We start from the raw sequence: 24,697 nt of genomic DNA on the forward strand, positions 1-24,697 counted from the left end.
AAAACATATCAAAATGAAAAAACACATAATATTTTTAATAATGTTTAGCTTATTCATTGCATCCTGTTCAGATGTTTTGGATGTGACACCTAAAAGTGTGCTAAGTGAAAATCAAATTAACACACCTGAAGATGCAGAGAAGTTTGTCATTGCTGCTTACTCCAAATTGGGTAACGACGAAATCAATCGTGCGTTTAGTTTATGGCAATACGGAGATATAAGATCTGATGATGCCTATAAAGGTGGTCGCGACCCAGGTGATGGTCAAGGATTCCACTTTATGGAAACTTTTACAAATGTAAGACCAGATATGTGGATGATAGACGGTATGTGGTTTCATCAGTATGTTGGAGTTAGAAGGGCTAACGAAGGGCTTCGAATCCTCGATAATTTCACTAAAGAGGAATTTCCTAATCTAGAAATGCGTAAGGCAGAATTACGTTTTATAAGAGCTCACTTTTATTTTGAATTAAAGAGATTATTTAATAGAATTCCATATATGGATGAGAATGTACCTGCTTCAGAATATAAATTCATCACAAATGTAGAATTGACCAGTCAAGAATTATGGGAAAAAATTGCTGAAGATTTTGAATTTGCAGCTGCTAATTTGCCTCCAATTCAAGAACAAGTAGGTAGGGCAGATAAAATCGCTGCTTATGCATATCTTTCTAAAGTTAGAATGTACCAAGCTTATGAGCAAGATGAACAATATCAAGTTGTTAATATCAATCAGGTGTTGTTGCAAAAGGCTGTAGATGCTGCCAATGAAGTACTTTCATCTAACCATCAACTAGAGCCAGATTTTGCTAATAATTTTTTAACTGGATCTTACGAAAATGGTCCTGAATCTATTTTTGCAGTTCAGTTTTCAACCAGCGACGGAACCACTAATGGACGTCTGAATTTTGGAGATATGCTAACTGTTCCTCAAGGATTGGGATGTTGTGATTTTAAGAAGCCTTCACAAAATTTAGCTAATGCTTATAGAACTAATAATCAAGGAGTTCCGGATTTAGATACTTTTAATTCTAGTAATGTAGATTTTAATACAGATACAGTAGATCCACGTTTAGATCACACAATTGCACGTCCTGGAAACCCTTGGAAATATGAAACAGATTTAATATTTGAAGAAAGTTGGAGTAGAACTCCAGAGATTTATGGATTTTATAATTCTTTAAAAGAGAATGTTCAATCGGGATATTACCAGAATGTAGACCCCTTTTACGGTAATTCAAAGACGAGAATTATCCTTAGATATGCTGAAATTTTACTATTGAAAGCAGAAGCACTCGTAGAATTAAATAAAATAAATGAAGCGTTGCCTTTAATTAATGAATTGCGAAACAGAGCTTCACAAAGCACACAAAGATTGGTGAACTCAAATGGAAATTCATTGGCTAATTATTATGTAGCGCCCTATGAACCCGGAATTAATATTAATTGGAATCAAGTAAATGCACGTAAAGCAGTCCGTTATGAAAGAAGAATAGAACTGGCATTAGAGGGAGAACGATTTTTTGACCTTGTAAGATGGGGTACAGCCAAAGAAGAATTGAATGCTTATTTTACTGTAGAGCAATCAAGGAGAGGCTTTCTTCAAGGTGCTTCTTTTCAAGAAGGAAAACATGAATACTTACCAATTCCACAAAATCAGATTTTTTGGAGTGAGGATAGGTATGTTCAAAACCGAAATTACTAAAAATGAAACAAATGTTCAGGAATATTTCAATGTCATTGATTGCTTTTTTTATGCTTGGCTATAGTAATATAGCTTGGGGGCAGTATGATGAAATTTATCGACCTCAATACCATTTTAGCCCTTCCAAAGGCTGGATAGGAGATCCTGATGGATTGATCCACTATGATGGTCTTTATCATTTGTTTTGGTGGGGACATGCCGTTTCAAAAGACATGGTTTACTGGGAAGAACTGGAATACCCAATGGTTGGAGACCCAGGCGATTTTAGTTATTTCTCTGGATCGGTTGTCGTAGATAAAAATAATGATGCAGAATTTGGTAAAAATAGTTTGCTGGCATTTTATACACGACATTTTCCGGGGGATAGTTTGCCTGAAACACAAGCTATTTCTGTAAGTAAGGATGGATTAAAGTTTGAATATTACAAGAAAAATCCTGTATTAGATATTAATGAAATATTTTTTAGAGATCCCCAGGTTTTCTGGCATGAAAAGACGAAAAAGTGGGTTATGGCAGTGTCACTACCTAATAAGCAGATTGTTCAATTTTATGGTTCAAAAAATTTAAAAGACTGGAGTTTTTTAAGTAATTTTCAAGGACATGGTGTTCAAAATTCTTTTTGGGAATGTCCAGATATTTTTGAGGTACCTGTACTGGGTAAAAAAGATGAAACGCATTGGGTATTATTTATTGGTAGAGGACCGAATAGGGTTCAATATTTTGTAGGAGATTTTGATGGTTCAAAATTCACACCACACAGCAATATAGTAAGTTATCTGGATAAAGGTGAGGGAATGAATGCCGAAGTATTTGAAGACTTTGAAGACATAATAACTCCAAAAACTAGGTCAGGGTTTCTAGGAAATATGTATTTAGATTCAAAAAACCAAAAGGATAAAAATATTATTTGGGAATCTAAACCTTTTATAATAACCAAGCCTGCCATTAATTTCCTTATTAGCGGAAGTGATAGTATTGATAAACAATCTATTCAATTGATCAAAGATAACGAGGTATTAAAGGAAGCAGTAGGTAAAGGAGATTCTATATTTAGATGGAAAGGATGGGATGTTACAAAGTGGTTAGGTGCCCAGGTTCGAATTAGAATGGTGAACAAAGAATCTAGTAATTCAATAGATATAGCTTTAGATCATATTCAATTTTCAGATGAGTTGCAGAACACCAATCTAGAACACGGATTGTGGTTAGATTATGGGAACGATTTTTATGCAGCTAGAACTTGGCGCGATTACGATGGAAAAAGTAATAGAAAAGTTATGCTAGGATGGTTAGGAAATTGGGAGTATTCTAGGACTGTGCCAACTACATGGGGTAAGGGCTTTGAATCTATTCCTAGGGAAATTATGCTGAAAGAAAGTAATGAAGGATTTCGTCTTATTCAAAACCCCATTGACGAGCTGAAAAAATTGAGAGGTAATTCATTTGAATTGGATATAACCACCATTGATGGGATTTTGGATTTCCCAAAAATTTCCGAATTTCAGAATACATATGAAATGCATGCAAGTTTCAAATTTGATGGTAATGCCAAATTGGAGATCAAGCTTCAAAAGGGCCATGGTAGAAGCCTTATTTTATTGTACGATAGTAATACTAGCCTATTTAAAATAGATCGAAACAATACAACGGATGCGTCTTCAGAAAAATTTCTTGAAAAATTCAAAAGCATTATGCAAGCTCCTGTAAATATGGACAATGGGATATTAAACCTTAAAGTATTTGTAGATCGCTCTTCTGTTGAAATATTTACTCAAGATGGCGAGAAAGTATTTAGTGTATTGACTTTTCCTGGGCAAGATCAAACCGAAGTAAGTATGACTTCTGAAGGAGAAAAGGTTACAATAACAAAATTAAAAGTATGGAAACTCAATTCCATATGGGATAAAAATAGAAACAACTAAAACTAATTATTATGAAAAGCATAAAAACTACCTCGAATAGAATTTTTTATGGAATTATATTTTTTATTTCATTATGTATTACTGCTTGTGACAATGAACATGAAAGTAGTGATTTTAATATGAATGCGCCAGTACAGATTAATATGTTTAATATAAATGGTTCTACAGGAACTATTGATCAAAAATCTGGAAAAATTAACTTTCAACTGCCATATGGGACTTCGCTGGTAGGCATTGTTCCAGAGATTGATATTCCAAATGGAGCTAAGATAACACCTGGATTGGGTGAATCTATAAATCTAACACAAGAGGTTAAATATGTAGTTATAAATGGTAATGTATATAAAGATTATACTTTGGTTGCCAAACTCAACAAGCCAATAACAAGCTTTAAGATAAATGGATTGTCTGCCAATATTAACCATAATTCAAAAATGATTTCTCTGATTTTACCTGAGGGGACAGATTTAACATCCCTTCAACCAGAAATTGAATTGACTGAAGGCGTATCTATTTCCCCGCAGGCTAGCAGCAATATTGATTTTACAAACCCTGTAGCATTTACAGTAAGTGCCGGTAATTTAACTGAAGTTTATACTGCTACAATTACTAAACCTGTTGATGGGCCTATAATTGCTTTTTTAGGAACATCTGAAACCTTACAAGGCATATCAAATCTTGACGAAATCACTGCATCTTCCTGGTTGTTCGAAAACTATCCAGGGGCTCAATATTTATCTTTTACAGATATAGCAAATGGTGTTTCTTTAAACCATATAGATGTTATTTGGTGGCATTACGATGAGGCAATAAGTCTTCCAGCAATTGCCCTAGATGCAAGTGTAAAAAGTGCTTTGCAAACTTATCAGTCAAATGGGGGTAATCTATTACTAACAACGTTTGCTTCACAATATGTCGAAGCTTTAAATATAGTTCCAACAGGAAAAGGACCAAATAATGTATTTGGTGATTTCTTGCCTAACGGTTTTATAGATGGTAATGATTGGGGTATGTCATTTGTTGGTCATGAAAATCATCCTGTTTTCTTAGGGTTAGAAACGTTTGCTTCAGGAAAAGCCAATTTGCTTGAAAAAGGGACATTTAGGTTAAACCACACCGCTTGGTGGTTCTTGCCTGAGTGGGGTGGTTATGCTAACGGTCAAGGATGGAGAGACCAAACTGGAGGAAATAACCTAGCAAGTGAAGCTTGGGACGACTCACTTAATGGACGTGTTACCATAGCGGAATTCCCTGGTGGGGCTTCAGATATACATACAGTCATAATATCTATGGGAGCCTACGATTGGTACAATGAAAATGACACGAACGGTAACAATGGTTATTTAGATAACATAAAAATACTGACGAACAATAGTTTAAACTATTTGGTAGAAAATTAAACCTTAAGAATATGGATTTAAAGCAAAAATTAATAATAGGATTGTTGTTCTGTGTTGTTCTGTCATGCTCAAATGATGACGATACATTTATTCAACCTCCTGTAAACACAACTATCCAAACCAATATTTATCCCAAACCCCCATCAGGTTGGTTTGGAGAAACGAACACATATAGCACTACAGGGTGGGTTGGTGATGTTATGCCTTATTTTGATAATGATAAGTTTTATCTATACTTTTTGCATGATGCATTATCAAAGCCAGAAGGCAAGGGTTTTCATGATATTCATAGTTTTCAAACATCAAACTTTACGGAATTTGATTATGAGGGTAGAATGATTCCTTATGGTGAAACCTATGAACCTGATTTTGGTGTAGGAACTGGCTCTGTTATTAAAGTTGGAAACACCTATTATTTCTATTATACGGGTCATAATGGCATTCCTTTATTTTTGCAAAGTAATCCAAGGGAAAGTGTTTTATGTGCAACAAGTTCAGACCTTAAAAATTGGACCAAGGTGGATGATTTCAAATTAACCGCGCCAATGGGATACTTAGGATATGATTTTAGAGATCCCCATGTGTTTTATAACGAAGAAGACGGTAAATACTGGATGCTTATGTCTACACAAACAGAACCAGGCAGAAAAGCTGTTGTGTTGCTTTTTACAACAGATAATCCAGCTACTAATAATTGGACGGTTCAATCTCCTGTTTATACTACAACGGCTCAAGAAAATTACCTTATGATGGAGTGTGCAGATATGTTTAAAATGGGGTCGTATTGGTATTTAATTTTTTCGGAGAATTGGAGTGATTATAAGGGAACACGCTACCGTATGGCGACATCGCCAAATGGTCCTTGGATAACGCCTGAAGTTGATCGATTTGATGGGGAATATCTATATGCTGCTAAAACAGCTTCAAATGGCAATACGCGTTTTTTGTTTGGATGGACGGCAAGAAAAGTTCCTGAAACCAATACGGGTAATAAAGAATGGGCAGGTAATATGGTAATACACCAACTTGTTCAAAATGCCAATGGGACTTTAAGTGTAAAACAACCTGAGTCTGTCAGCTCTCTTTTCAATAATAGTATCACAATAGAGGAGGAGAGTTCTGTTGGAAATGTAACAAAAAGTAATAATGCATTAACACTAGATGGTTTAACTAGTAAAGCCATGGTTACTTATGCTAAATTAAATAAATCAAGTCAAATAACCTTCACATTTTCAATGCAATCTAAGGGGGATTCAGGGCTACTTTTAAATTACGTTTCAGAAACTAATACGTCGTTTAAAATAGCTTTTGAGCCTGATAACAAAAGAATAGCAGCCTATAATGTAATTGAAGGAAATGATCAATATGTAAATCAAATCCCTTTTCAATTTGTTGAGGGAGAAGAATATCATTTAAATATAATTACAAATGAAGATATGTGCGTAGTATATATAAACGATCAATTAGCTTTTAGCAATAGATTATATGGTACTATAGGGAAAAAATGGGGTATTTATGCCAACACTGGGAAAGTTGTTTTTTCAAATATTACTTTGAAAAGCATTAATTAATCAAAACACTGTAGAATGAATAATTTTAATAATAGAATACTATTTTTTTTAATAGCAAAATAAAAATAAATGTATTTGAGTTAGTATTTTAGTTTAGTTGAAGTACTCCCAGAGTAAATCTAAGATAATGATTTGCTCTGGGATTTTTAAAAAGAAATGATATGTCTAGAGTAGTGTGTTTTGGAGAAGTTCTATGGGATGTATTTCCAACCCATAAAAAAATAGGAGGAGCGCCTTTAAATGTTGCCAATAGATTGGAAGCATTAGGGAATAATGTTACAATGATTAGCGCTATAGGTCAAGGTAAAAGTGGCGCTGAATTGCTTCAATATATTAAAGATGTAGGCATTGATACCAGTTGTATTCAAGTACATAATGAGTACAAAACAGGTAAAGTAAAAGTAATGCTGAACGAAAAAGGGTCAGCATCTTACGATATTAAATACCCAAGGGCTTGGGACAAAATAAGGCTAACGGAAATAAACAAAGAGGTTGTTAAAAATTCAGATGCCTTTGTTTTTGGTAGTCTTGCAGCAAGGGATGATAGTTCTAGAAACACATTATATAAACTCATAGAACTTGCTAAGTATAAAATTTTCGATCTTAATTTAAGACCTCCTTATTATACAAAGGATGTATTAACCCACTTAATGGATAAAGCCAATTTTATTAAATTTAATGACGATGAATTATATGAGGTCAGTAAATATTTAGATTCAAAATACCTTTCATTGGAGCAAAACATAAGATATATTGCCCAAAAGACCAATACCAAGCATATCTGTGTCACTAAAGGACATCATGGAGCAGTATTGATGTATGATGATAAATTTTATTATAACAGTGGGTATCTTATAAAAGTGATTGACACTGTTGGGGCCGGAGATTCATTTTTAGCATCACTAATTAGTAAATTGCTTAATAAAAAGAATCCACAAGAAGCTGTTGATTTTGCATGTGCGGTTGGGGCTTTAGTAGCTCAAAGTGAAGGTGCTAACCCTAAAATATCCAGAAAGGAAATAGAAGACTTTATAAACCCATACTAATTCTTTATCAATAATGAATTATTTTTTTTGAATTAGTTATTCTTTATAATTTAAATTTTAAAGCAAAAGTTTAGTTTGAGTAGAATACAAAGAGTTGGGGATTTTATGATAAATTCCAACTCTCTTTCACTCACTTTTTTATACAGATATGTAATGAGCCACAATAATCTTGAAACCATCTGAAATGTTTAATGGAGAAATTGGAGATTCATGAACTCTTTTGAAGAACAATTATTAACGAAGTTAATAATTGTATCTAACAAATAGAAAACAATAAGATTTAAACAGATGAAAGCTTTTATTTTTTCAATAGTATTTATAGTTGCCTTAACGAATGTTAGTTTTGGTCAAGTTTTGGGTTCTGTTTCAGATTCTTTAACCCCTAAAAAAGAACTAAAAAAGATGATTATATATGGTAGTGATACATGTCATTATTGTCTTGATACAAAGGCTTATTTGAAAGAAAGAAAAATAGATTTCATTTATTATGATGTTGATGTAAATCTTTTGAAGCAAAGAGAAATACTGATGAAATTGAAGAAAGCAGGTATGCCAGTAGATAATTTATCACTTCCTATTATAGATAAGAATGGTAAACTTTTTATTAATACCGGAAATTTTAATGCCTTTCTTAAACGATTAATATATTAAAAAAATAAAAAAGATGTTAAAAAAAACAAATTTAAGTTTCTCGCAGATTTTTAATATGAATGTAGGGTTCTTAGGAATTCAGTTCAGTTTTGGTTTACCGCAAACAGCCGTTAATCCTGTTTTTTCATTTTTAGGAGCACATCATGAAGATTTACCTATATTAAATCTTGCAGGTCCTATTACTGATTTAATCATTCAACCTATAATATATACCACCCAAATATATGCTAAAATTATAGAGAAAAAAGCAAGTTATGATATGCAGATATTAAGAGATAAAGCTGCATACAAATAGCACAAAAATGCGCCAATTATAATTACTTTTATGATTTTAATAGGATTATTACAAACCCTTATATCTTTAAGAATTAACAAATTTTGATTAATGTTGAGCTATTTTATTAATAAAAGTTCGATTTACTAAAATGGGATTTTCAAATTAATAGTTCAACTTTCATTGATGGGAAAATTGATAAAAAACGATATAAATACTGAAAAACTATTAGTTAAAGAGCTTAAGAATAGCAATGAAAAAGCCTTTCGTAAACTTTTTGACTCATATCGAAATGACCTCTATAAATTCAGTTTAAGCATGGTTTGTTCAAAGGATTATGCTGAAGAAATAGTTCAGGACGTTTTTATGAAAGTATGGATCAAACGAGAATCCTTAAACCCTGAAATGTCGTTTAAGTCTTACCTATTTATAATTACCCGAAACAAAAACATAAAATTTCTAAAAAAAGCTCATTTTACAAAGGGTAGAGATGAATATTTACCGATTCCTCAGAAGCAAATAAACCTGGTAGAAGGAATATATGAACAAAACAATGGTTATTAATCTAATATGATCAGAACTAATATGAAATATGTACTATTCAATTTAATCCTACTCCTAGTTTATCAGGTAGTTGCACAGGAAAAAGAGAAAATCAAGGATCCTTTTCGTCTAGATTACAAAAAGGTATATGAAAATATGCATTATGATCAACCTTTAAGACCTCAAGTCCATTACACCCCAATTACAGGACAAATAGCAGATCCTACGGGTTTGATAAGGTACAAGGGAAAGTATCATCTTTTTTATATGTTTGATGAATGGTCTAAATCACGACGAGACAATAAAGGTTGGGGTCATGCTACAAGTGATGATATTATTTATTGGGAGCAACATCCTCCAATTACAAATACTGTAATAGATAACGCACCTGGAAGCGGAAGTGGTATTGTCGATTGGAACAATTCACTGGGATTAAGACAAGGTGTAGAAAGAACCATGGTGGTTTTCTACACGGACTATGGTAGGGGACCCTCTTTAGCATTTAGTACAGATGCGGGGAAAACATGGGTCAGACATGCGAAAAACCCGTTACTTCCTATAAAAGAAGGATTTAGAGACCCAGTGGTTTTTTGGTACAAACCGGATAGGTCTTGGCGGATGGTAATATATGAAGAACCGGGGATTTCATTTTATAGATCAGACAATCTTACGGATTGGAGTTTTCTTAGTAAAATGGACGGCTTCTATGAATGTCCAGATTTGATGCAAATACCTGTAGATGGTAATGAGGAAAATAAAAAATGGGTTCTTATTGATGGAAACGGTTCGTACTACATAGGTGAATTTGATGGGACCAAATTTATTCCTGAGAGTAAAAAACAACCACTTAGTCAACTAGCATACTTGAATAAAGGCGAAAAGAATACCAGCTATTCTACAAAAGATGTTTATGCTACCCAATCATGGAAACAGTCTTATGAAGGTGATGGGCCTTTTTACCAATTAGCATTTATGATGATAAAGGGGGCCCCTGATCATGACAGAACTTGGAGTCAACAACTTATTTTTCCGGTTGAACTTACTTTGAAGACCATTAACAATGAAGTGAAATTTTGTAGAAACCCAATTTCAGGAATAAAAAAGCTACGATATGATCCTAAATTTTGGAAGGACATATCTGTGAAGCCTGAAGATAACCCTTTGGAGCAAATCGACGGTGACGTGTTTGAAATTATATCAGAAATAAATTTAGGTAGTGCTAAAGAAATAGTTTTTGATATAAGGGGAGAAAAAGCTGTGTACAACATAGATAAACAGCAATTGGTTTTTATGGAGAGTGTGGCTAAGGTCATCCCAACAGAAAATAAAATAAAGATCAGGTTCATTGTTGATCGAAACTCGATAGAAATCTATATTAATCATGGAGAGATCACATTTACGCGACTCTTTTATCCAGAATTGTCCAATATGGATTTAAGTTTAACTTCTGTGGGTGGTGAATTCAAAATCGACAATATGGAAGTTTATAGGTTAGAATCTATTTGGTTAAAACGGGAACAGGAACTAGGGTACAAGAGAAAATCAGTAAATTATGCAATACCTAATGATAAAAGATAGCAATTAATACTTTTGTTCAACTATAACAGCATTTTTTATGTAAACCTCCTATTATAAAAATCAAAAAGGGTTTGGAGAAATGTCTAGCACCTCCAATGAAAAATATTTACTAATTGCCCACTTCCAAAAAACAATTTTATATGAATAATTCACAGGAAAAAAACTCAAGTGCCAATACATTTACAAGGCGAAAACTAATATTAAGAGCAACGGCTTTGGCCGCTGGTTTGACAATAATACCTAAAGAAATATTTGCTTCAGGTAGTTGGTTATTCAATAACGATATTAATGGGGGCGTTCCTAATAGTTTAACTCAAGATAAGCAATTTATGAATAGAGACTTTTTGCTTCATAATCAAGCTGCAAAAACATTGTATCATGAATATGCAAAAAAAATGCCCATTATAGATTTTCACTGTCATCTTTCACCCTTTGAAATAGCAACCAATAGAAAATTCAATAATCTGACGGAACTTTGGCTAGAAGGTGATCATTATAAAATGCGTGCAATGCGTGCGAACGGAGTAGATGAAAATTTTATCACTGGTAATGCTTCCGATTTCGAAAAGTTCGTTAAATGGGCAGAAACTGTTCCCTATACCCTAATGAACCCACTTTATCATTGGACACATCTTGAATTAAAACGATACTTCGGAATCGATACAATTTTAAATCCTTCCACTGCAAAGGAAATATATAATGAAGCAACTTCTCTTCTCCAGACGGAGGAGTATAGGGCCAAACATCTGATCAAGAAAATGAACGTTGAGATTGTTTGTACAACGGACGACCCTATCGATGACCTTAAATACCATAAACAGATTGTTGATCAGGGTTATTCCGTAAAAGTGTTACCAGCCTGGAGGCCTGATAAGGCTATGGCCGCTGAAAATCCAGAAGAATACAACACATATCTTGACAAATTATCAAAAGTTTCTGGAATCGATATTTCAGGATACGAAAATCTTCTAAAGGCTCTTAAAATAAGACAGACGTTCTTTAATTCAATGGGGTGTAAACTTTCCGACCATGGCATAGAGAATTTTTATACAGAGAAGTATACCAATAAAGAGATAAATGATATTTTCAATAAAATACGAACCGGAAATCATCCTACCGAACTAGAGCTCTTGAAGTTCAAATCGGCATTGTTTTACCAATTTGCCGTGATGAACCATGACTTTGGTTGGACTCAACAATTCCATGTTGGTGCAATTAGGAATAATAACACTAGAATGTTGAAGCTTATTGGAACCGATAAAGGTTATGATTCTATTGGTGGTTTTGATATCGCCAAGGGGATGTCAATATTTTTGAATCGTCTCGAGTTAAATGAAAAACTTACAAAAACCATAGTTTACAATATTAATCCGAGCGATAATGAACTTATGGCAACGATGGTCGGCAATTTCAATGACGGGCTAATTCCTGGCAAGATGCAGTTTGGTTCGGCGTGGTGGTTCAATGACCAGAAGGATGGTATGCAGGCACAAGTAAAAGCATTGTCAAACATGGGATTGTTAGGGCGGTTTGTTGGGATGACAACAGATTCCAGAAGTTTCCTTTCCTATACTAGGCATGAGTATTTCCGAAGGATACTCTGTAATCTTATTGGAACAGACATTGAAAACGGGGAGCTTCCTGCCGATATGAAAATGTTAGGGGAAATGATCGAGGGAATCTGCTACTATAACGCAAAAAGATATTTTGAGTTTGGGTAGTACCTGTGTAATATCTAATTTACAATAATCAAGAAAGTTAGTTTGAGTTTAGTTTTTTTAGAGCGGAACAGGATAAATTTCATGTTCCGCTTTTTTAAATACTTAGAATACATCTATCTGTTTAGAAAATATTGACCCACATTCAACAGGTTTGATGATCAGGTCCAAAAGAGGTATAGTTCTAATTGCCTTTAGTTGCTCTTTGACAACAATTTATGCCTTTAAATCGATTTATGGATAAAATGGAAAAGCTGCATTCAAGGTTCTAACGCAATAAACGTTGCTTTTTTTTGTTTGATACTAAGCTACATTTTTTAGTTCAAAATACATAATTTCTTTGGGAGTTTTATAACCAATAATTTTACGAGGTCTATTGTTAAGTTTTTCTTGAATTTTCATGAGTAATTTTTCATCAATTTGATTAAAATCTGTTCCTTTCGGGAGGTATCTTCTAATGAGCCCATTTGTGTTTTCATTCGTTCCTCTTTCCCAAGAGGAGTAGGGATGTGCAACGAAAATTTTCATACAAGTATTTTGTGTTATTTTTTCGTGCCTGACCATTTCAATTCTGTTGTCGTAAGTCATGGATTTTTTAAAAATGATATTTAATTGATTTAGTTTTTCAGAAAACATTTTAGCGACTTCGTCTGCTTTTTTAGAGTTTAGTTTGATAATAATAGTATATCTGGCTTTTCGTTCTACAATGGTTCCGATGTCACTTTTAGGATTCTTTCCAGTGATTAGATCACCCTCCCAATGACCAATTTCAATTCTATCTTCAATATGGTTTGGCCTTTTGTCAATACTGACTTGGTTGATTATTTTGCTACCTGTTTCACGTCTTTTTTTAGGAGTTCTTCGTCTTGTTTTTTTACGCACCAGTAGTTTGATCAGTTTTTTGTTTAAACTTGCTTGTGGTCTTGTGTAAATGTGTTTGTAGATAGCTTCATGAGAAATGGACATTATGGGATCATTAGGATATAGTTCTTTAATTCTTCCAGAGATTTGCTCTGGGGTCCATTCTGATAAAAGTCCTTTATAGACAAAATGTTTTAATGGTTTATAGGTGCTATTTTGTCTAGATTTCTTTTGTTTAAATAATCATCTTTAGCACACTAATGCGATAAATCTGCGTCGTATTTATCCTTGGGATCACTGACCCATTTGTTTATTTCTCTAAAGATTGTGGATCATGATCTTTTGAGCTGTTTAACGATGTAAGCTTTGGATCTATTTTGGTTTAAAAGCGTCTCTATTTGGACTTTTTCTTTTAAGGTAAGCCGTCGGTGTTTTTTTACTTCCATTATAACAAATCTATTAATTTAGATTTGTTGCGTTAATTTATTGAATAGAGCTCTCAGTTATCGAGACATTGAATAACTCTTAGCCATAAGAGGAATTAAAGTAGATCATGCGACCATTCAGCGTTGGGTATTTAAGTTTACTCCACTTGTAGAATTGCAGTTCAGGAAAAGAAAAGAGTTGGTTGGGAGAAGATGGAGAATGGATGAGACTTATATAAAAGTAAAAGGTGAGTGGTGCTATTTATATAGAGCTGTTGATAAAGAAGGTAATACAGTGGACTTTCTTTTAACAAAAAGAAGACAGCGTATATCAGCTCATAAATTCTTAATTAAAGCTATGACGAATAATGGCAAGCTAGAACTTATAAATATAGATAAGAGTGGAGCCAATGGATCAGCAATAAAACTATACAACCTAAGAAACCATTCTAGAATACAGATAAGGCAATGTAAATACCTAAACAACATAGTAGAACAAGATCATCGTATGATTAAGTGGCGGATTGTACAAGGTTTGGGATTTAAAGAATTTGAATCAGCCAAGCGAACCATAGCCGGCATAGAAATAGTAAGAATGATAAAGAAAGGCCAACTGTCGAATTAAAAATCATTTATTTCCCTGGTAGTTTAAAAGCTAAAACCATTTTAAGCTTTCCATGCTTATTTCTAACAGATGCGACAGAACCAGGTATTTACATTATATGTGAATATCTGACAAAATTTAGTAACATTTTGATATCAACCACATCTTAATTTTTTGATATCAACACCTTAATATCACCAAAAAGATTACATCCTAATTTAGAGGTAAAATTCGATATGAATTTTAAAAATATGTTTTTATTGAAATAATGATAAATTCATTTGTCCAAAAAAAAATAATACAAAGCGTTAAACAAAATAATTATATCAAGTTTGATATGGCTTTTTTATACCATTATTTTGAAGTCAAAATAAAAACTGAAATTAAAAATTTTCTTTATGCAACATAATTTTTGATGTGTCTTTAGCCATACGTTCACATAACCGCTTATTTCAATAATATTCAATTTATTATTGCAAGCCCATTATTTGGGTGATTTAAAAACATTTGTAATTATTTCATTTACTTGGTAACATGATTACAATTGAGTGTTCTTAATTACAATCCCTTTCATTTTTCATAATTATTGCATCATAGTTCAATGTCCTTGTAACATTAATTAGTATTCAAAATTTAGAAAGTAAATAATTTTATCCTTGTGAATGGTATTCTATATAAGATGTTAAATGAAACTAGCAACAATGATTAAAGAGTAGATCTATTTAGTGGTCTAACTTCAATGTGCTAATTATTAGCATCGCCATTGGTTTAGTTTTTACAATTTTAAGGTTCATTTATACAAAAAAAATTCTTTTAAAATGAACAGGTTTATAGTTAACTAACAATTAAAAATTATGAAAAAAAAGAACTACATTATTTTAGACCTCATTTCTTTTGCTGATTTAAGTCTTTTAATTAAAATAAGGAAATTATCTTTCTTTCTTTTATTAGGAATTACAATTTTACATACTAATTCTATTTATTCTATAGGCTCAAAATCCTTCAGTACTTATGACAAAAGTATCCCTAATAATTCGTTTATTAAAGATGGAGAAAAATTAGACTTAGCAGAACAATCGGATACTTACATTATTCAAAATTTCAAGTTAAATGGTACTATAACAGATTCCAATGGACAGCCATTACCTGGAGCAAATATACTTGAAAAAGGCACTAATAATGGTGTTGTTTCAGATTTTAATGGCAATTATTCAATTGAACTAACTACTAGTTCTGCTGTCATTGTGGTTTCTTATATAGGTTTTACTAGTCAAGAAATTAGTGTGAATAACCAATCTTCTATAAATGTAATATTAAGTGAAGATGCTTCCAATTTGGATGAGGTGGTAATAGTAGGTTACGGTTCTCAAAAAAGAAAGGATGTTACTGGGTCAGTATCATCCGTTAGTATTGGTGAGATTGAGGATGTGTCTACCTCTCGAATTGATCAAGCAATAATTGGTAAGGTGGCAGGGATGCAGATAATTCCTTCAACTGGTGAGCCAGGAGCTGATCCTATAATTAGGATAAGGGGTGTTGGAAGTATATCAGCCAGTCCTAATCCATTATTTGTAGTCGATGGATTTCCAATTGGCAGTATTGAGACATTAAATCCCAACGATATTGAAAGTATTGATGTTTTAAAAGATGCTTCAGCAACAGCAATTTATGGTTCAAGAGGAGCAAATGGAGTAATTATAATCACGACAAAAAGAGGGAAAGTTGGAGAGTCAACAATTACATTTAGCAATTACTTCGGATGGCAAAATGTTGAAAAAACGCCCAAAATGATGAATGCTATGCAACAAGCACAGTATCATTTTGATGGACTTAGAAACAGGAATTTGGATGAAGGAAACGACATTTCTGGGCCACCAGCTAATTGGAGAAGAAGTGTGCCTACAGATGTATTAGATGTTTTGGAAGGTCGAAATACATATGATGTTGATGTCTTGGATGTAGTTTTGCAAACGGCTCCTCAAAGTCAATATCAACTATCTGCAACTGGCGGGAGTGAGAATGTTAGGTATGCAATAAGTGGGGAATATTTAAATCAAGAAGGATTGGTATTGAATAGTAATTTTGACAGGTATTCCTTTAGAGCCAATTTAGATGCTAAGCTTTCTGACAAGATTACCGCTAAAATCAACTTAAATCCAACATATTCAGACAAAAATGCCTTAAGGACCACTGGAAATCAAGGTACTGGTATATTGGGGAGTGCGATGGCTACGCATAATTACTACCCATTATTGGATGAAAATGGTGAATATTTTGAATTTATTGGCTTAGGAGCTATTGCGAACTTCAGGAACCCTTTAGCGGTTGCAAATGAATATAAAAATAATCAAAAGAATTTCCGTTTTCTTGGAAATATTGAATTAAAATATGAAATTATTAATGGCTTTAATCTTAAAGTCATGGCGGGATCTAGCATTCTTAATAATAGAAGAATGACTTTTATACCACAGCTACCTGTTTTTTTCAATAACCCTCCTGAAGGAAGTGATGACACATTTTCAAGCTTAAATTGGATTACCGAAACAACCCTGGATTATAATAAGAGTTTTGGAAAGCATTCTATTGCTGGTCTTATAGGTTATACTACTCAAAAGGAAAGAGGTCATTTAAACTTTTTAGAAAGCAATCAATTCTCAAACAATTTGGTTCAAACCTTAAGTGCTGTTGGTGGACAGATTACTAATGGTACATCTGAAATTTATGAATGGTCATTATTATCCTATTTAGCAAGATTAAATTATAATTATGATAGTAAATATTATTTAACAGGCTCGATAAGAACTGATGGGTCTTCGCGATTTGGAAAGAATAAAAAATATGGTGTATTTCCATCAGTCGCACTATCATGGAGATTATCACAGGAAGAATTTTTTAAAAAGGTTGATTTTGTCAATGAATTAAAACTACGAACTAGTTATGGTGAAACTGGAAACAATAATATAGGTAACTATCAACAATTCGCAACCATTGATTATTTAATCTATCCTTTAGGCGGAAATTCAATTGGAGGTTATGGGCCGGAAAGGTTATCAAATCCTAACTTGACATGGGAAAAACAGCAATCTATTAATATTGGTATGGATGCTAGTTTCTTTGATAATCGTTTATCATTAACGATAGATTATTTTAGGTCAAGAAATAAAGATTTATTATTAAATGTAAATATTCCTTCAATTACAGGATTTAGTAATTCCTTACAAAATATTGGAGAAGTTGAGAATAAAGGTTGGGAGTTTTTATTTAGCACAGTAAATCTAAACGGCCAATTTAAATGGACGACAAATTTTAATATTTCCACTTCAAAAAACAAAGTAGTTAAACTTGGTCCAGAAGGAGATCCAATTTTTTCTGGGACTAATGTTACAATGATAGGTCAGCCAATCGGAATGTTTTATGGATTGATAGCCGACGGTATTTTTTTGAATCAGGCTGAATTAGATAAAGGACCTATATATAACCCAGGAGCTAATGATGAATCCAGACTTGGCGACATAAGATTTAAAGATGTTAGTGGTCCTGATGGTGTGCCTGACGGAATTGTTAATAGTTTTGATAATACCATTATGGGATCCCCTTACCCAGATTTTTATTATGGGATGACCAATAATTTCAATTATAAGAATTTTAATTTAAGCGTTAGTTTTCAAGGAGTTAAAGGTAATCAAATTTATCTTAATTCACGTGGAGCTGGCAATAGCACTAGATCACGGGTTAGGGGGTATGCTTCATTATTTAATTATTGGAAGTCTGAAGCAGACCCTGGTGATGGAGTCACTCCAAGACCAAACGATGCACCAACGGGAGGTGTAAGAGTTGCTAGTAGTAGATATTTAGATACGGGCTCGTACTTAAGGATTAACAACATTACTTTAGGGTATTCATTGCCTAAGGAAGTTGTTCAAAAAATAAATTTAAAATCCGTTAGATTTTATATAAATGCCGTCAATCCTTTTTTGATTACCGATAATACAGCTTTTAATCCAGATGTAAGCAATTTGAGTGATCCATTGAGACCAGGCAATGAATCAAATGATTACCCCTTAGCGAAAAGTATAAATTTTGGTACAAATATTTCTTTTTAATTTTTTAAAAAATAACGATATGAAAAATATAGTCAATTTACTAACACTTATTGCATTTGTGATGATTGTATCATGTAGTGCTGATTTCATTGAAATAAAACCAGAATCTACTGTTTCAATAGATATATTATATAAAACTGACAAAGATTTTCAGGATGCAGTAATTGGTTGTTATCAACAATTGCAAGTACAATATAGAAACTTTTGGGTGTTTGGAGATTTAAGAAGTGATGATTCACAGCAAGAGATATTTAGCAATATTTCCTTACTTACTGTTGATAATTTCACCTTGTCAAGTGATTCCAATTTAATTAGGGATTCATGGTTAAACTATTATAGAATTATTAATAGAGCCAATAATATATTAAATGAAATAGAAAATACTGATCCTTCAATTGTTGTAAATAAAGATCGCCATTTAGCTGAAGCAAAATTTTTGAGAGCTTTGGCCTACTTTGATTTAGTAAGAATATTTGGTGATGTCCCCATGGTAACAACTGTGATTTCACAAGAAGAAGCACATAAAATTCCCAGAACACCTGTTGACAAGATATATAGTGAAGTAATCATTCCAGACCTTATGGTAGCTGAAAATAATTTATCTTCTGTTTACACAGGGTCAGATTTAGGTAGAGCTACTAAAGGTGCTGCTAAATCTTTATTAGGAAAAGTATATTTAACCACTCATGATTTTGCAAAAGCCGAAGCTAAATTACAAGAAGTTACCACTATGGGATATGCTTTATTGCCAACTTTCGATGATTTGTTTGATTATTCCAAAGATGAACATCATAGTGAGTATATTTTTGATATTGAGTATGAAGCGGGGATTAATTCAGGAAGTAATTTTACAAATGATTTTTTGCCAATTGCTATTCCAATGGCCAATTATTATAATGTTGTTGGAGGTTTAGGAGAACGTAATTCACCAACTCAATCCATATTCGATGAGTTTGATAATCAAGGTGGTGATTTAAGAGCATATACCACAGTTGGTGTAAAAGGAGGCTGGATTGACGGAAATGGTAATTTTAATCCGTTACTTCCAAATACTTCTCAATCATATACCCTTAAATATATAACTTCAGTAGCAATTGGAGGTGACAGTAAAGCAAATTGGAAAGTTATTCGTTATGCCGATGTATTGTTGATGTATGCTGAGGCACTAAATGAAAACGGAAAAACTACTGAATCGCTTGATTATTTAAATCTGGTTAGATCTAGGGCTGGATTGAATGGGTATAGTGGTTTATCCAAAGATCAAACTCGTGAAGTAATATATACTGAGAGACGTTTAGAATTAGCTTTTGAAGGACATAGATGGTTTGATTTGGTTAGAACGGGTAGAGCATATAATATTTTGAATAGTGAAGGTATGCAGCAATACATGACAGTTTTTCCAGTTCCACTAAGTCAGGTACAAATAATCAATGACCGAAATATATTTCCACAAAATGAAGGATACGATTAGCAATCTCCAATTTACAAAATTTTATCCTCAAATTAGGATAACGCAAAAGTTTCAATTGTAATATGAACTAAATAATTTGGTTATCGCAGCAAGCCTTATTCTATCCTTGTTTTATTAAAAAAAAGAATTAAAATTTAATGAAAAAGGTTTCAGGAAATGACATTATTAATTCATACTAAATTTGTGATTTTTATTTAAAATAGCTCTTTAACTATAATTTTTCATAAAAATAAACCATATAAAGCATTTAAAATGGACAAATTAACAAGACGAAAATTTTTAACATCGACATCAATGTTTACTGCTGCCTCATTAATTCCAAATACAATATTGGCTTTTCATTCAGCAGGGATGACTGATAAAATTGAGGATAAATGGTATTTAAGAATGAGACGGTGCGCACAACACAATTTGAATGAATATGACCCTCAAAATTTGGATATTGATTATTGGGTTAAATATTGGACAGATTTAAAGTTGGATGCCATAATATTAACAGGAGGTGGATTAATGGCGATGTATCCAACACAGTTAAAGGGCCATTATAGAAGTCAATTTCTTGATGATAGGGATTTGTTCGGAGATTACCTTAAGGCATTAAAAAAAGCAGGGATAAGAGTAATAGCAAGAATAGAAACAAATTATTTGCACGAGAGTGTTTTTGAGGAGTTTCCTGAGTGGTTTGAAAGGGATGAAAGAGGTGAGCCTTTAAAACATTCTGAAACACCTTGGATATATAGGACTTGTTTGTTTAGTAATTATAGAAATGAGCAAGTCCCCAAAATTATGAGAGAAATTATTTCACTTTATGATATAGATGGATTTTTTACCAATAGTTGGCCTCAGGTGGGTGGTAAACCTCATATATGTAGTTGTGATAGCTGTAAACCTCTAAGAAATTATTCTAGAAAGGAATTATCAATGGAATTTACTAGACGAACCTTAAAGACCATTGACATATTAAATGCGGTTGCTAAAGATAATGGAGTAGTTTATAACGTAAATATTGCGGGAGGAATTAGAGCAGTTCAAAATATTAAAAATATTGGTGATAAGGCTGAATGGGTAACTTGTGACCATCAAGGGCGTGGAGGTAATACACCAATTTGGGATTGTGCTCAACAGGGAAAGGTGGTTTATGGAACCATGAAAGGAACACCTGTAACTAATGTTGTTGGTATAAAAACTGGACCATGGAGACATAGCACAAAATCAGAGCCAGAAATTAATATATGGTTGGCTCAATGTACTTCTAGTGGAATGATTCCTTGGTGGGTATATTTAGGTAGTGAGGTTTATGATAGGCGATGGATGGAAATTGGTCGCAAGTACTATCAATGGCTTGCAAAACATGAAAAACATTATTTTAATAAAAGATCGCTCGCAAGAATAGGTGTTGTTTTTTCACAAAAGCTTAATGAATTATATGATGCTCCAGGTCCTGTTCCCGGTGGGTATGGAGGTAGGCCTGTTAACCCAAATGAAAAAGGGAATACAGGTGATTATTTACAAGGAATGTATTATGCATTGCTTGAAGGACGATTTGCCTTTGACCTTATACATGAAGACAATCTTGAGCTAGAAACGCTAAATAATTACGATACTTTGATAATGCCAAATATTGCTTTATTAAGTGATGAACATGCAATTAACATAAAAGAATATGTGAAAAGGGGTGGTTCACTATTGGCAACATTTGAAACAGGTGTTTATGATGAATGGGGGGAGAAAAGAAATGATTTTGCACTAGCAGATATTTTTAATGTACACTTAAACTCAGGTTATCAAGGCCCAAAAGGACAAATTTTTTATGCATCAATTAATGGTGAACATGATATTGTGAATGGTTTTGGTGATACGGAGAGACTTCCTGGGGGAGAATATTATGTGCCAGTAAATGCAATTGGAGACCATCTATTAACCGTGGTTCCACCATATCCTAATGGTATCCCTGAGATGGTTTATGCTCATCCAAGAAAGGAAAGGGATTACCCAGGTCAAAAGAGTAATGAGCCAGCTATGGTTATAAGAGAAAAGGGGAATAGTCGTCTTGTTTATTTCCCTACGGATATAGATAAAAGTATTTGGACCAGATCTAGTGCAGATTTAAGTAAGCTTATACAACAAGCAGTTAAATGGATTACTAAGGATAATTTAGTTGTTGAGATAGAAGGTGAAGGTAATATTGACATTTTTGTTTGGGAAACAGAATCAGGATTTGCAATACATATTCTAAATTATAATAATCCTAATATGACTAGAGCATCCTTAAGGCAATTTTATCCATTAGGTGTCCAGAAAGTGAGGTTTAAATTACCCAACGGAATTCAAGTTTCAAGAGGTGAACTGATTCGTTCTGAAACTTCATTGAATTTCACTCAAACCTTTAATCTTATTGAGTTTGAGATTCCTACTATTTTTGATTTCGAAGTTGCAGTTTTTTACAAAGTATAAACTTGTTTTTTATAAAAATAGCTTGTTAAATTATTGTATTTGAGTACAAAAAAAATAAAAACTAATTTAATATAATTCAAATGAAACAAACACGAAGAGAATTTTTATCTACAACATCATTAGCAACTGCAGGTGTATTTTTGACTAACCCTCTTACATCATCCGCCTTTCATGCAATAACAAATTCAGAAGATAAATGGTATCTTAATATGAGAAGATGCGCACAGCATAATTTTAATGAACATGATCCAGCAAATCTAAATATTGAACAGTGGGTAGATTATTGGGTAAGTCTTAAACTTGATGCCATTATTCTTACAGCTGGGGGTTTTATAGCTATGTATCCAACTAAACTTGAAAATCATTACAAAAGTCAATTCTTAGGCAATCGTGATTTGTTTGGTGATTATCTAAAGGCATTAAAGAAAAAGGGGATTCGTGTTATAGCTCGCATTGAAACGAATTTCATTCATATGGATATTTATAAAAACAAACCTGAATGGTTTGAAATGAATAAGGATGGAACCCCATGGAGACATTCTGAAACACCTTGGATCGGAAGGTCTTGTTTTTTTTCGAATTATAGAAATGAACAAATAACAAAAGTAATTAATGAGATATTATCGCTTTATGATGTGGATGGATTCTTTACAAATAGTTGGCCAGAAGTTGAGCATGCTCCTCGCTTATGTAACAGCACATATTGCAAAGCATATAAAAACTTAACAGAAAAGGAATTAGCAGATGTGGCAATTGAGCACACCTTAACAACAATTAAATTAATTAATGAAACAGTTAAAAAGAAAGGATCCAATATAGTTTACAATGTAAATATTGCAGGTGGAATTGGAGCTATTCAAGATTTGCAAAAAGTAGGGAACCTAACTAATTGGATGACAACAGATCATCAAGGCAGAGGGGGTGGAACTCCAATTTGGGATTGTGCTCAACAAGGAAAAGTTGCATATGCTGTTATGAAAGGGCGTCCAGTAACAAATGTAGTTGGTACAAAAACAGGTCCTTGGAGACATAGTAGTAAGTCCGAAGCTGAGACAATTTTATGGTTGGCTCAGACAACATCTAGTGGGATGATTCCTTGGTGGGTATGGCTAGGTAGTGATCTGCCAGATAATCGTTGGCAAGCTATAGGGAGAAAATATTATCAATGGTTAGCAAAAAACGACATCCATTTCACAAATAAAAAATCGATGTCAAAAATAGGTGTGGTTTTTTCGAATAATGTGAATGCTTTATATAATGCTCCTGGTAGAGTTCCTGGAGGATATTGGGGGGATCCCGTTGATACAAATAGTAAAGGTAATACTACTGATTATTTACAAGGTATATATTATGCACTTTTAGAAGGAAGATTTGTCTTTGATTTAGTCCATGATAATGATTTGACCTCAGAAGGGCTTAAAAATTACAAAGCACTGATACTTCCAAATATAGCTTTATTAAGTGATCAACAGGCTGAAAGCCTTAAGGGTTTTGTTAATAATGGAGGCTCTCTTTTGGCAACCTTTGAAACAGGTCTTTATAACGAAAAAGGTGAATTACGAAATGATTTTGCATTATCTGAGATTTTTGATATCCATTTAAAATCGGGTTATACTAAACCAAAAGGACAAGTTTTTTATGCTACAGTCGAGACTGAACATGAAATAATCAAAGAATTTAAAGGTTTAGAACATTTACCTGGAGGTGAATTTTATATTCCGATAGAGGCCTCAGGGAAACATATAATGAACATTAAACCACCTTATCCAAATGGAATTCCAGAAATGGTTTATCCTTATTCTAGAAAAGAATTGGATTCACAAGAACAGGATTCAAACAATCCAGCTATAGTAGTAAGAGAAAAAGGAGATAGTAGATTAGTATACTTTCCAACAGACATAGATAAAAATGTATGGGCTAGAGGTAGTGTAGATTTAAGTAAAATAATACAAAACTCTGTGCGATGGATGACAGAAGACAAATTAAATATTTCTGTAGAAGGCGATGGGTATGTGGAAGTATTTGCATGGGAAACAGAGGCTGGTTTTGCTATACATATTCTTAATTATAATAATCCTAATATGACTCGGGCATCAATTAGAAGATTCTATCCAATTGGGCAACAAAAGATCCGTGTTGAAATACCAAGCTCAATAACAATAAAAAAGGCTGAACTTTTACGTTCTGAAAAAGGGTTGGAAATCACCCAAACCGGGAGTATAGTAGAATTTCTAATTCCTTCAATTGAAGATTTTGAAATAGCAGCACTTTACAAATAATAGAGTAGTCAAAGAAAATGCCTAAAAAGATTAGATTACGGTTAGTAATTGAACAACTAACTAAAAGGATTATAGTTGATAGTAGTTTTGAA

The 24,697-nt window shown here is 33.1% G+C and carries 14 protein-coding genes and 2 pseudogenes; 15 read left to right on the forward strand and 1 reads right to left on the reverse strand.

The window, feature by feature from the left end:
- Nucleotides 1-13 precede the first annotated feature (13 nt).
- From CSW08_RS08305 to uxaC, 10 genes and pseudogenes are all read left to right on the forward strand, one after another.
- Nucleotides 14-1,705 carry a RagB/SusD family nutrient uptake outer membrane protein gene (locus CSW08_RS08305; RefSeq protein ID WP_106659431.1) on the forward strand — a complete coding sequence of 564 codons (1,692 nt, stop codon included), beginning with the start codon at nucleotides 14-16 and terminating at the stop codon, nucleotides 1,703-1,705.
- 2 nt (nucleotides 1,706-1,707) lie between these two features.
- The gene (locus tag CSW08_RS08310) at nucleotides 1,708-3,627 is read left to right on the forward strand and encodes a glycoside hydrolase family 32 protein (protein WP_106659432.1); all 1,920 of its coding nucleotides are present in this window, start codon (nucleotides 1,708-1,710) and stop codon (nucleotides 3,625-3,627) included.
- Between the two features lie 11 nt (nucleotides 3,628-3,638).
- Nucleotides 3,639-5,027: a DUF4960 domain-containing protein gene (locus CSW08_RS08315; RefSeq protein WP_106659433.1), complete on the forward strand. Its 1,389-nt coding sequence runs from the start codon at nucleotides 3,639-3,641 to the stop codon at nucleotides 5,025-5,027.
- Nucleotides 5,028-5,038: 11 nt separating this feature from the next.
- Nucleotides 5,039-6,598 carry a glycoside hydrolase family 32 protein gene (locus CSW08_RS08320; RefSeq protein ID WP_106659434.1) on the forward strand — a complete coding sequence of 520 codons (1,560 nt, stop codon included), beginning with the start codon at nucleotides 5,039-5,041 and terminating at the stop codon, nucleotides 6,596-6,598.
- Nucleotides 6,599-6,759: 161 nt separating this feature from the next.
- Nucleotides 6,760-7,644 (forward strand): carbohydrate kinase family protein, encoded by an 885-nt coding sequence (locus CSW08_RS08325; protein WP_106659435.1) that lies wholly within the window; start codon nucleotides 6,760-6,762, stop codon nucleotides 7,642-7,644.
- A 288-nt stretch (nucleotides 7,645-7,932) separates the two neighbouring features.
- Entirely contained in the window at nucleotides 7,933-8,295 is a 363-nt protein-coding gene (locus CSW08_RS08330) for a glutaredoxin family protein (protein ID WP_106659436.1), read from the forward strand.
- A gap of 13 nt (nucleotides 8,296-8,308) precedes the next feature.
- A pseudogene (locus CSW08_RS08335) lies at nucleotides 8,309-8,503 on the forward strand (MFS transporter); the annotation flags it as partial.
- A gap of 252 nt (nucleotides 8,504-8,755) precedes the next feature.
- Entirely contained in the window at nucleotides 8,756-9,133 is a 378-nt protein-coding gene (locus CSW08_RS08340) for an RNA polymerase sigma factor (protein WP_106659437.1), read from the forward strand.
- A gap of 21 nt (nucleotides 9,134-9,154) precedes the next feature.
- On the forward strand, nucleotides 9,155-10,690 hold the full coding sequence (locus tag CSW08_RS08345) for a glycoside hydrolase family 32 protein (RefSeq protein WP_162495549.1): 1,536 nt from the start codon (nucleotides 9,155-9,157) through the stop codon (nucleotides 10,688-10,690).
- Between the two features lie 113 nt (nucleotides 10,691-10,803).
- A complete protein-coding gene (gene uxaC, locus CSW08_RS08350) occupies nucleotides 10,804-12,411 on the forward strand; it encodes a glucuronate isomerase (protein WP_317044926.1) in 1,608 nt (535 codons plus the stop codon).
- Between the two features lie 300 nt (nucleotides 12,412-12,711).
- On the opposite strand, the pseudogene CSW08_RS08355 reads toward uxaC, so the two are convergent.
- Nucleotides 12,712-13,715 (reverse strand): annotated as a pseudogene (locus tag CSW08_RS08355) (IS30 family transposase).
- 85 nt (nucleotides 13,716-13,800) lie between these two features.
- Between CSW08_RS08355 and CSW08_RS08360 the strand changes: the two are divergent.
- The 5 genes from CSW08_RS08360 (at nucleotide 13,801) to CSW08_RS08380 (ending at nucleotide 24,605) form a co-directional block, all read left to right on the forward strand.
- Entirely contained in the window at nucleotides 13,801-14,319 is a 519-nt protein-coding gene (locus CSW08_RS08360; RefSeq protein ID WP_394337027.1) for an IS6 family transposase, read from the forward strand.
- Nucleotides 14,320-15,152: 833 nt separating this feature from the next.
- Nucleotides 15,153-18,401, forward strand: coding sequence for a SusC/RagA family TonB-linked outer membrane protein (locus tag CSW08_RS08365; protein ID WP_106659440.1), 3,249 nt, complete (start codon nucleotides 15,153-15,155; stop codon nucleotides 18,399-18,401).
- Nucleotides 18,402-18,420: 19 nt separating this feature from the next.
- Nucleotides 18,421-19,872, forward strand: a complete 1,452-nt coding sequence (locus CSW08_RS08370; protein WP_106659466.1) for a RagB/SusD family nutrient uptake outer membrane protein — start codon at nucleotides 18,421-18,423, stop codon at nucleotides 19,870-19,872.
- A 252-nt stretch (nucleotides 19,873-20,124) separates the two neighbouring features.
- A complete protein-coding gene (locus CSW08_RS08375; protein ID WP_106659441.1) occupies nucleotides 20,125-22,326 on the forward strand; it encodes an alpha-amylase family protein in 2,202 nt (733 codons plus the stop codon).
- An 80-nt stretch (nucleotides 22,327-22,406) separates the two neighbouring features.
- Nucleotides 22,407-24,605, forward strand: a complete 2,199-nt coding sequence (locus CSW08_RS08380) for an alpha-amylase family protein (RefSeq protein WP_106659442.1) — start codon at nucleotides 22,407-22,409, stop codon at nucleotides 24,603-24,605.
- Nucleotides 24,606-24,697: the final 92 nt, after the last annotated feature.

The sequence above is a fragment of the Confluentibacter flavum genome (assembly GCF_002843175.1).
In the GTDB taxonomy this organism is placed as follows: domain Bacteria; phylum Bacteroidota; class Bacteroidia; order Flavobacteriales; family Flavobacteriaceae; genus Confluentibacter; species Confluentibacter flavum.

Excerpts from the sequence above, each read along its gene's own strand:
- CSW08_RS08305 (WP_106659431.1), top strand. The coding sequence starts at position 14 with ATGAAAAAACACATAATATTTTTAATAATGTTTAGCTTATTCATTGCA.
- CSW08_RS08310 (WP_106659432.1), top strand. The coding sequence starts at position 1,708 with ATGAAACAAATGTTCAGGAATATTTCAATGTCATTGATTGCTTTTTTT.
- CSW08_RS08315 (WP_106659433.1), top strand. The coding sequence starts at position 3,639 with ATGAAAAGCATAAAAACTACCTCGAATAGAATTTTTTATGGAATTATA.
- CSW08_RS08320 (WP_106659434.1), top strand. The coding sequence starts at position 5,039 with ATGGATTTAAAGCAAAAATTAATAATAGGATTGTTGTTCTGTGTTGTT.
- CSW08_RS08325 (WP_106659435.1), top strand. The coding sequence starts at position 6,760 with ATGTCTAGAGTAGTGTGTTTTGGAGAAGTTCTATGGGATGTATTTCCA.
- CSW08_RS08330 (WP_106659436.1), top strand. The coding sequence starts at position 7,933 with ATGAAAGCTTTTATTTTTTCAATAGTATTTATAGTTGCCTTAACGAAT.
- CSW08_RS08340 (WP_106659437.1), top strand. The coding sequence starts at position 8,756 with ATGGGAAAATTGATAAAAAACGATATAAATACTGAAAAACTATTAGTT.
- CSW08_RS08345 (WP_162495549.1), top strand. The coding sequence starts at position 9,155 with ATGAAATATGTACTATTCAATTTAATCCTACTCCTAGTTTATCAGGTA.
- CSW08_RS08365 (WP_106659440.1), top strand. The coding sequence starts at position 15,153 with ATGAAAAAAAAGAACTACATTATTTTAGACCTCATTTCTTTTGCTGAT.
- CSW08_RS08370 (WP_106659466.1), top strand. The coding sequence starts at position 18,421 with ATGAAAAATATAGTCAATTTACTAACACTTATTGCATTTGTGATGATT.
- CSW08_RS08375 (WP_106659441.1), top strand. The coding sequence starts at position 20,125 with ATGGACAAATTAACAAGACGAAAATTTTTAACATCGACATCAATGTTT.
- CSW08_RS08380 (WP_106659442.1), top strand. The coding sequence starts at position 22,407 with ATGAAACAAACACGAAGAGAATTTTTATCTACAACATCATTAGCAACT.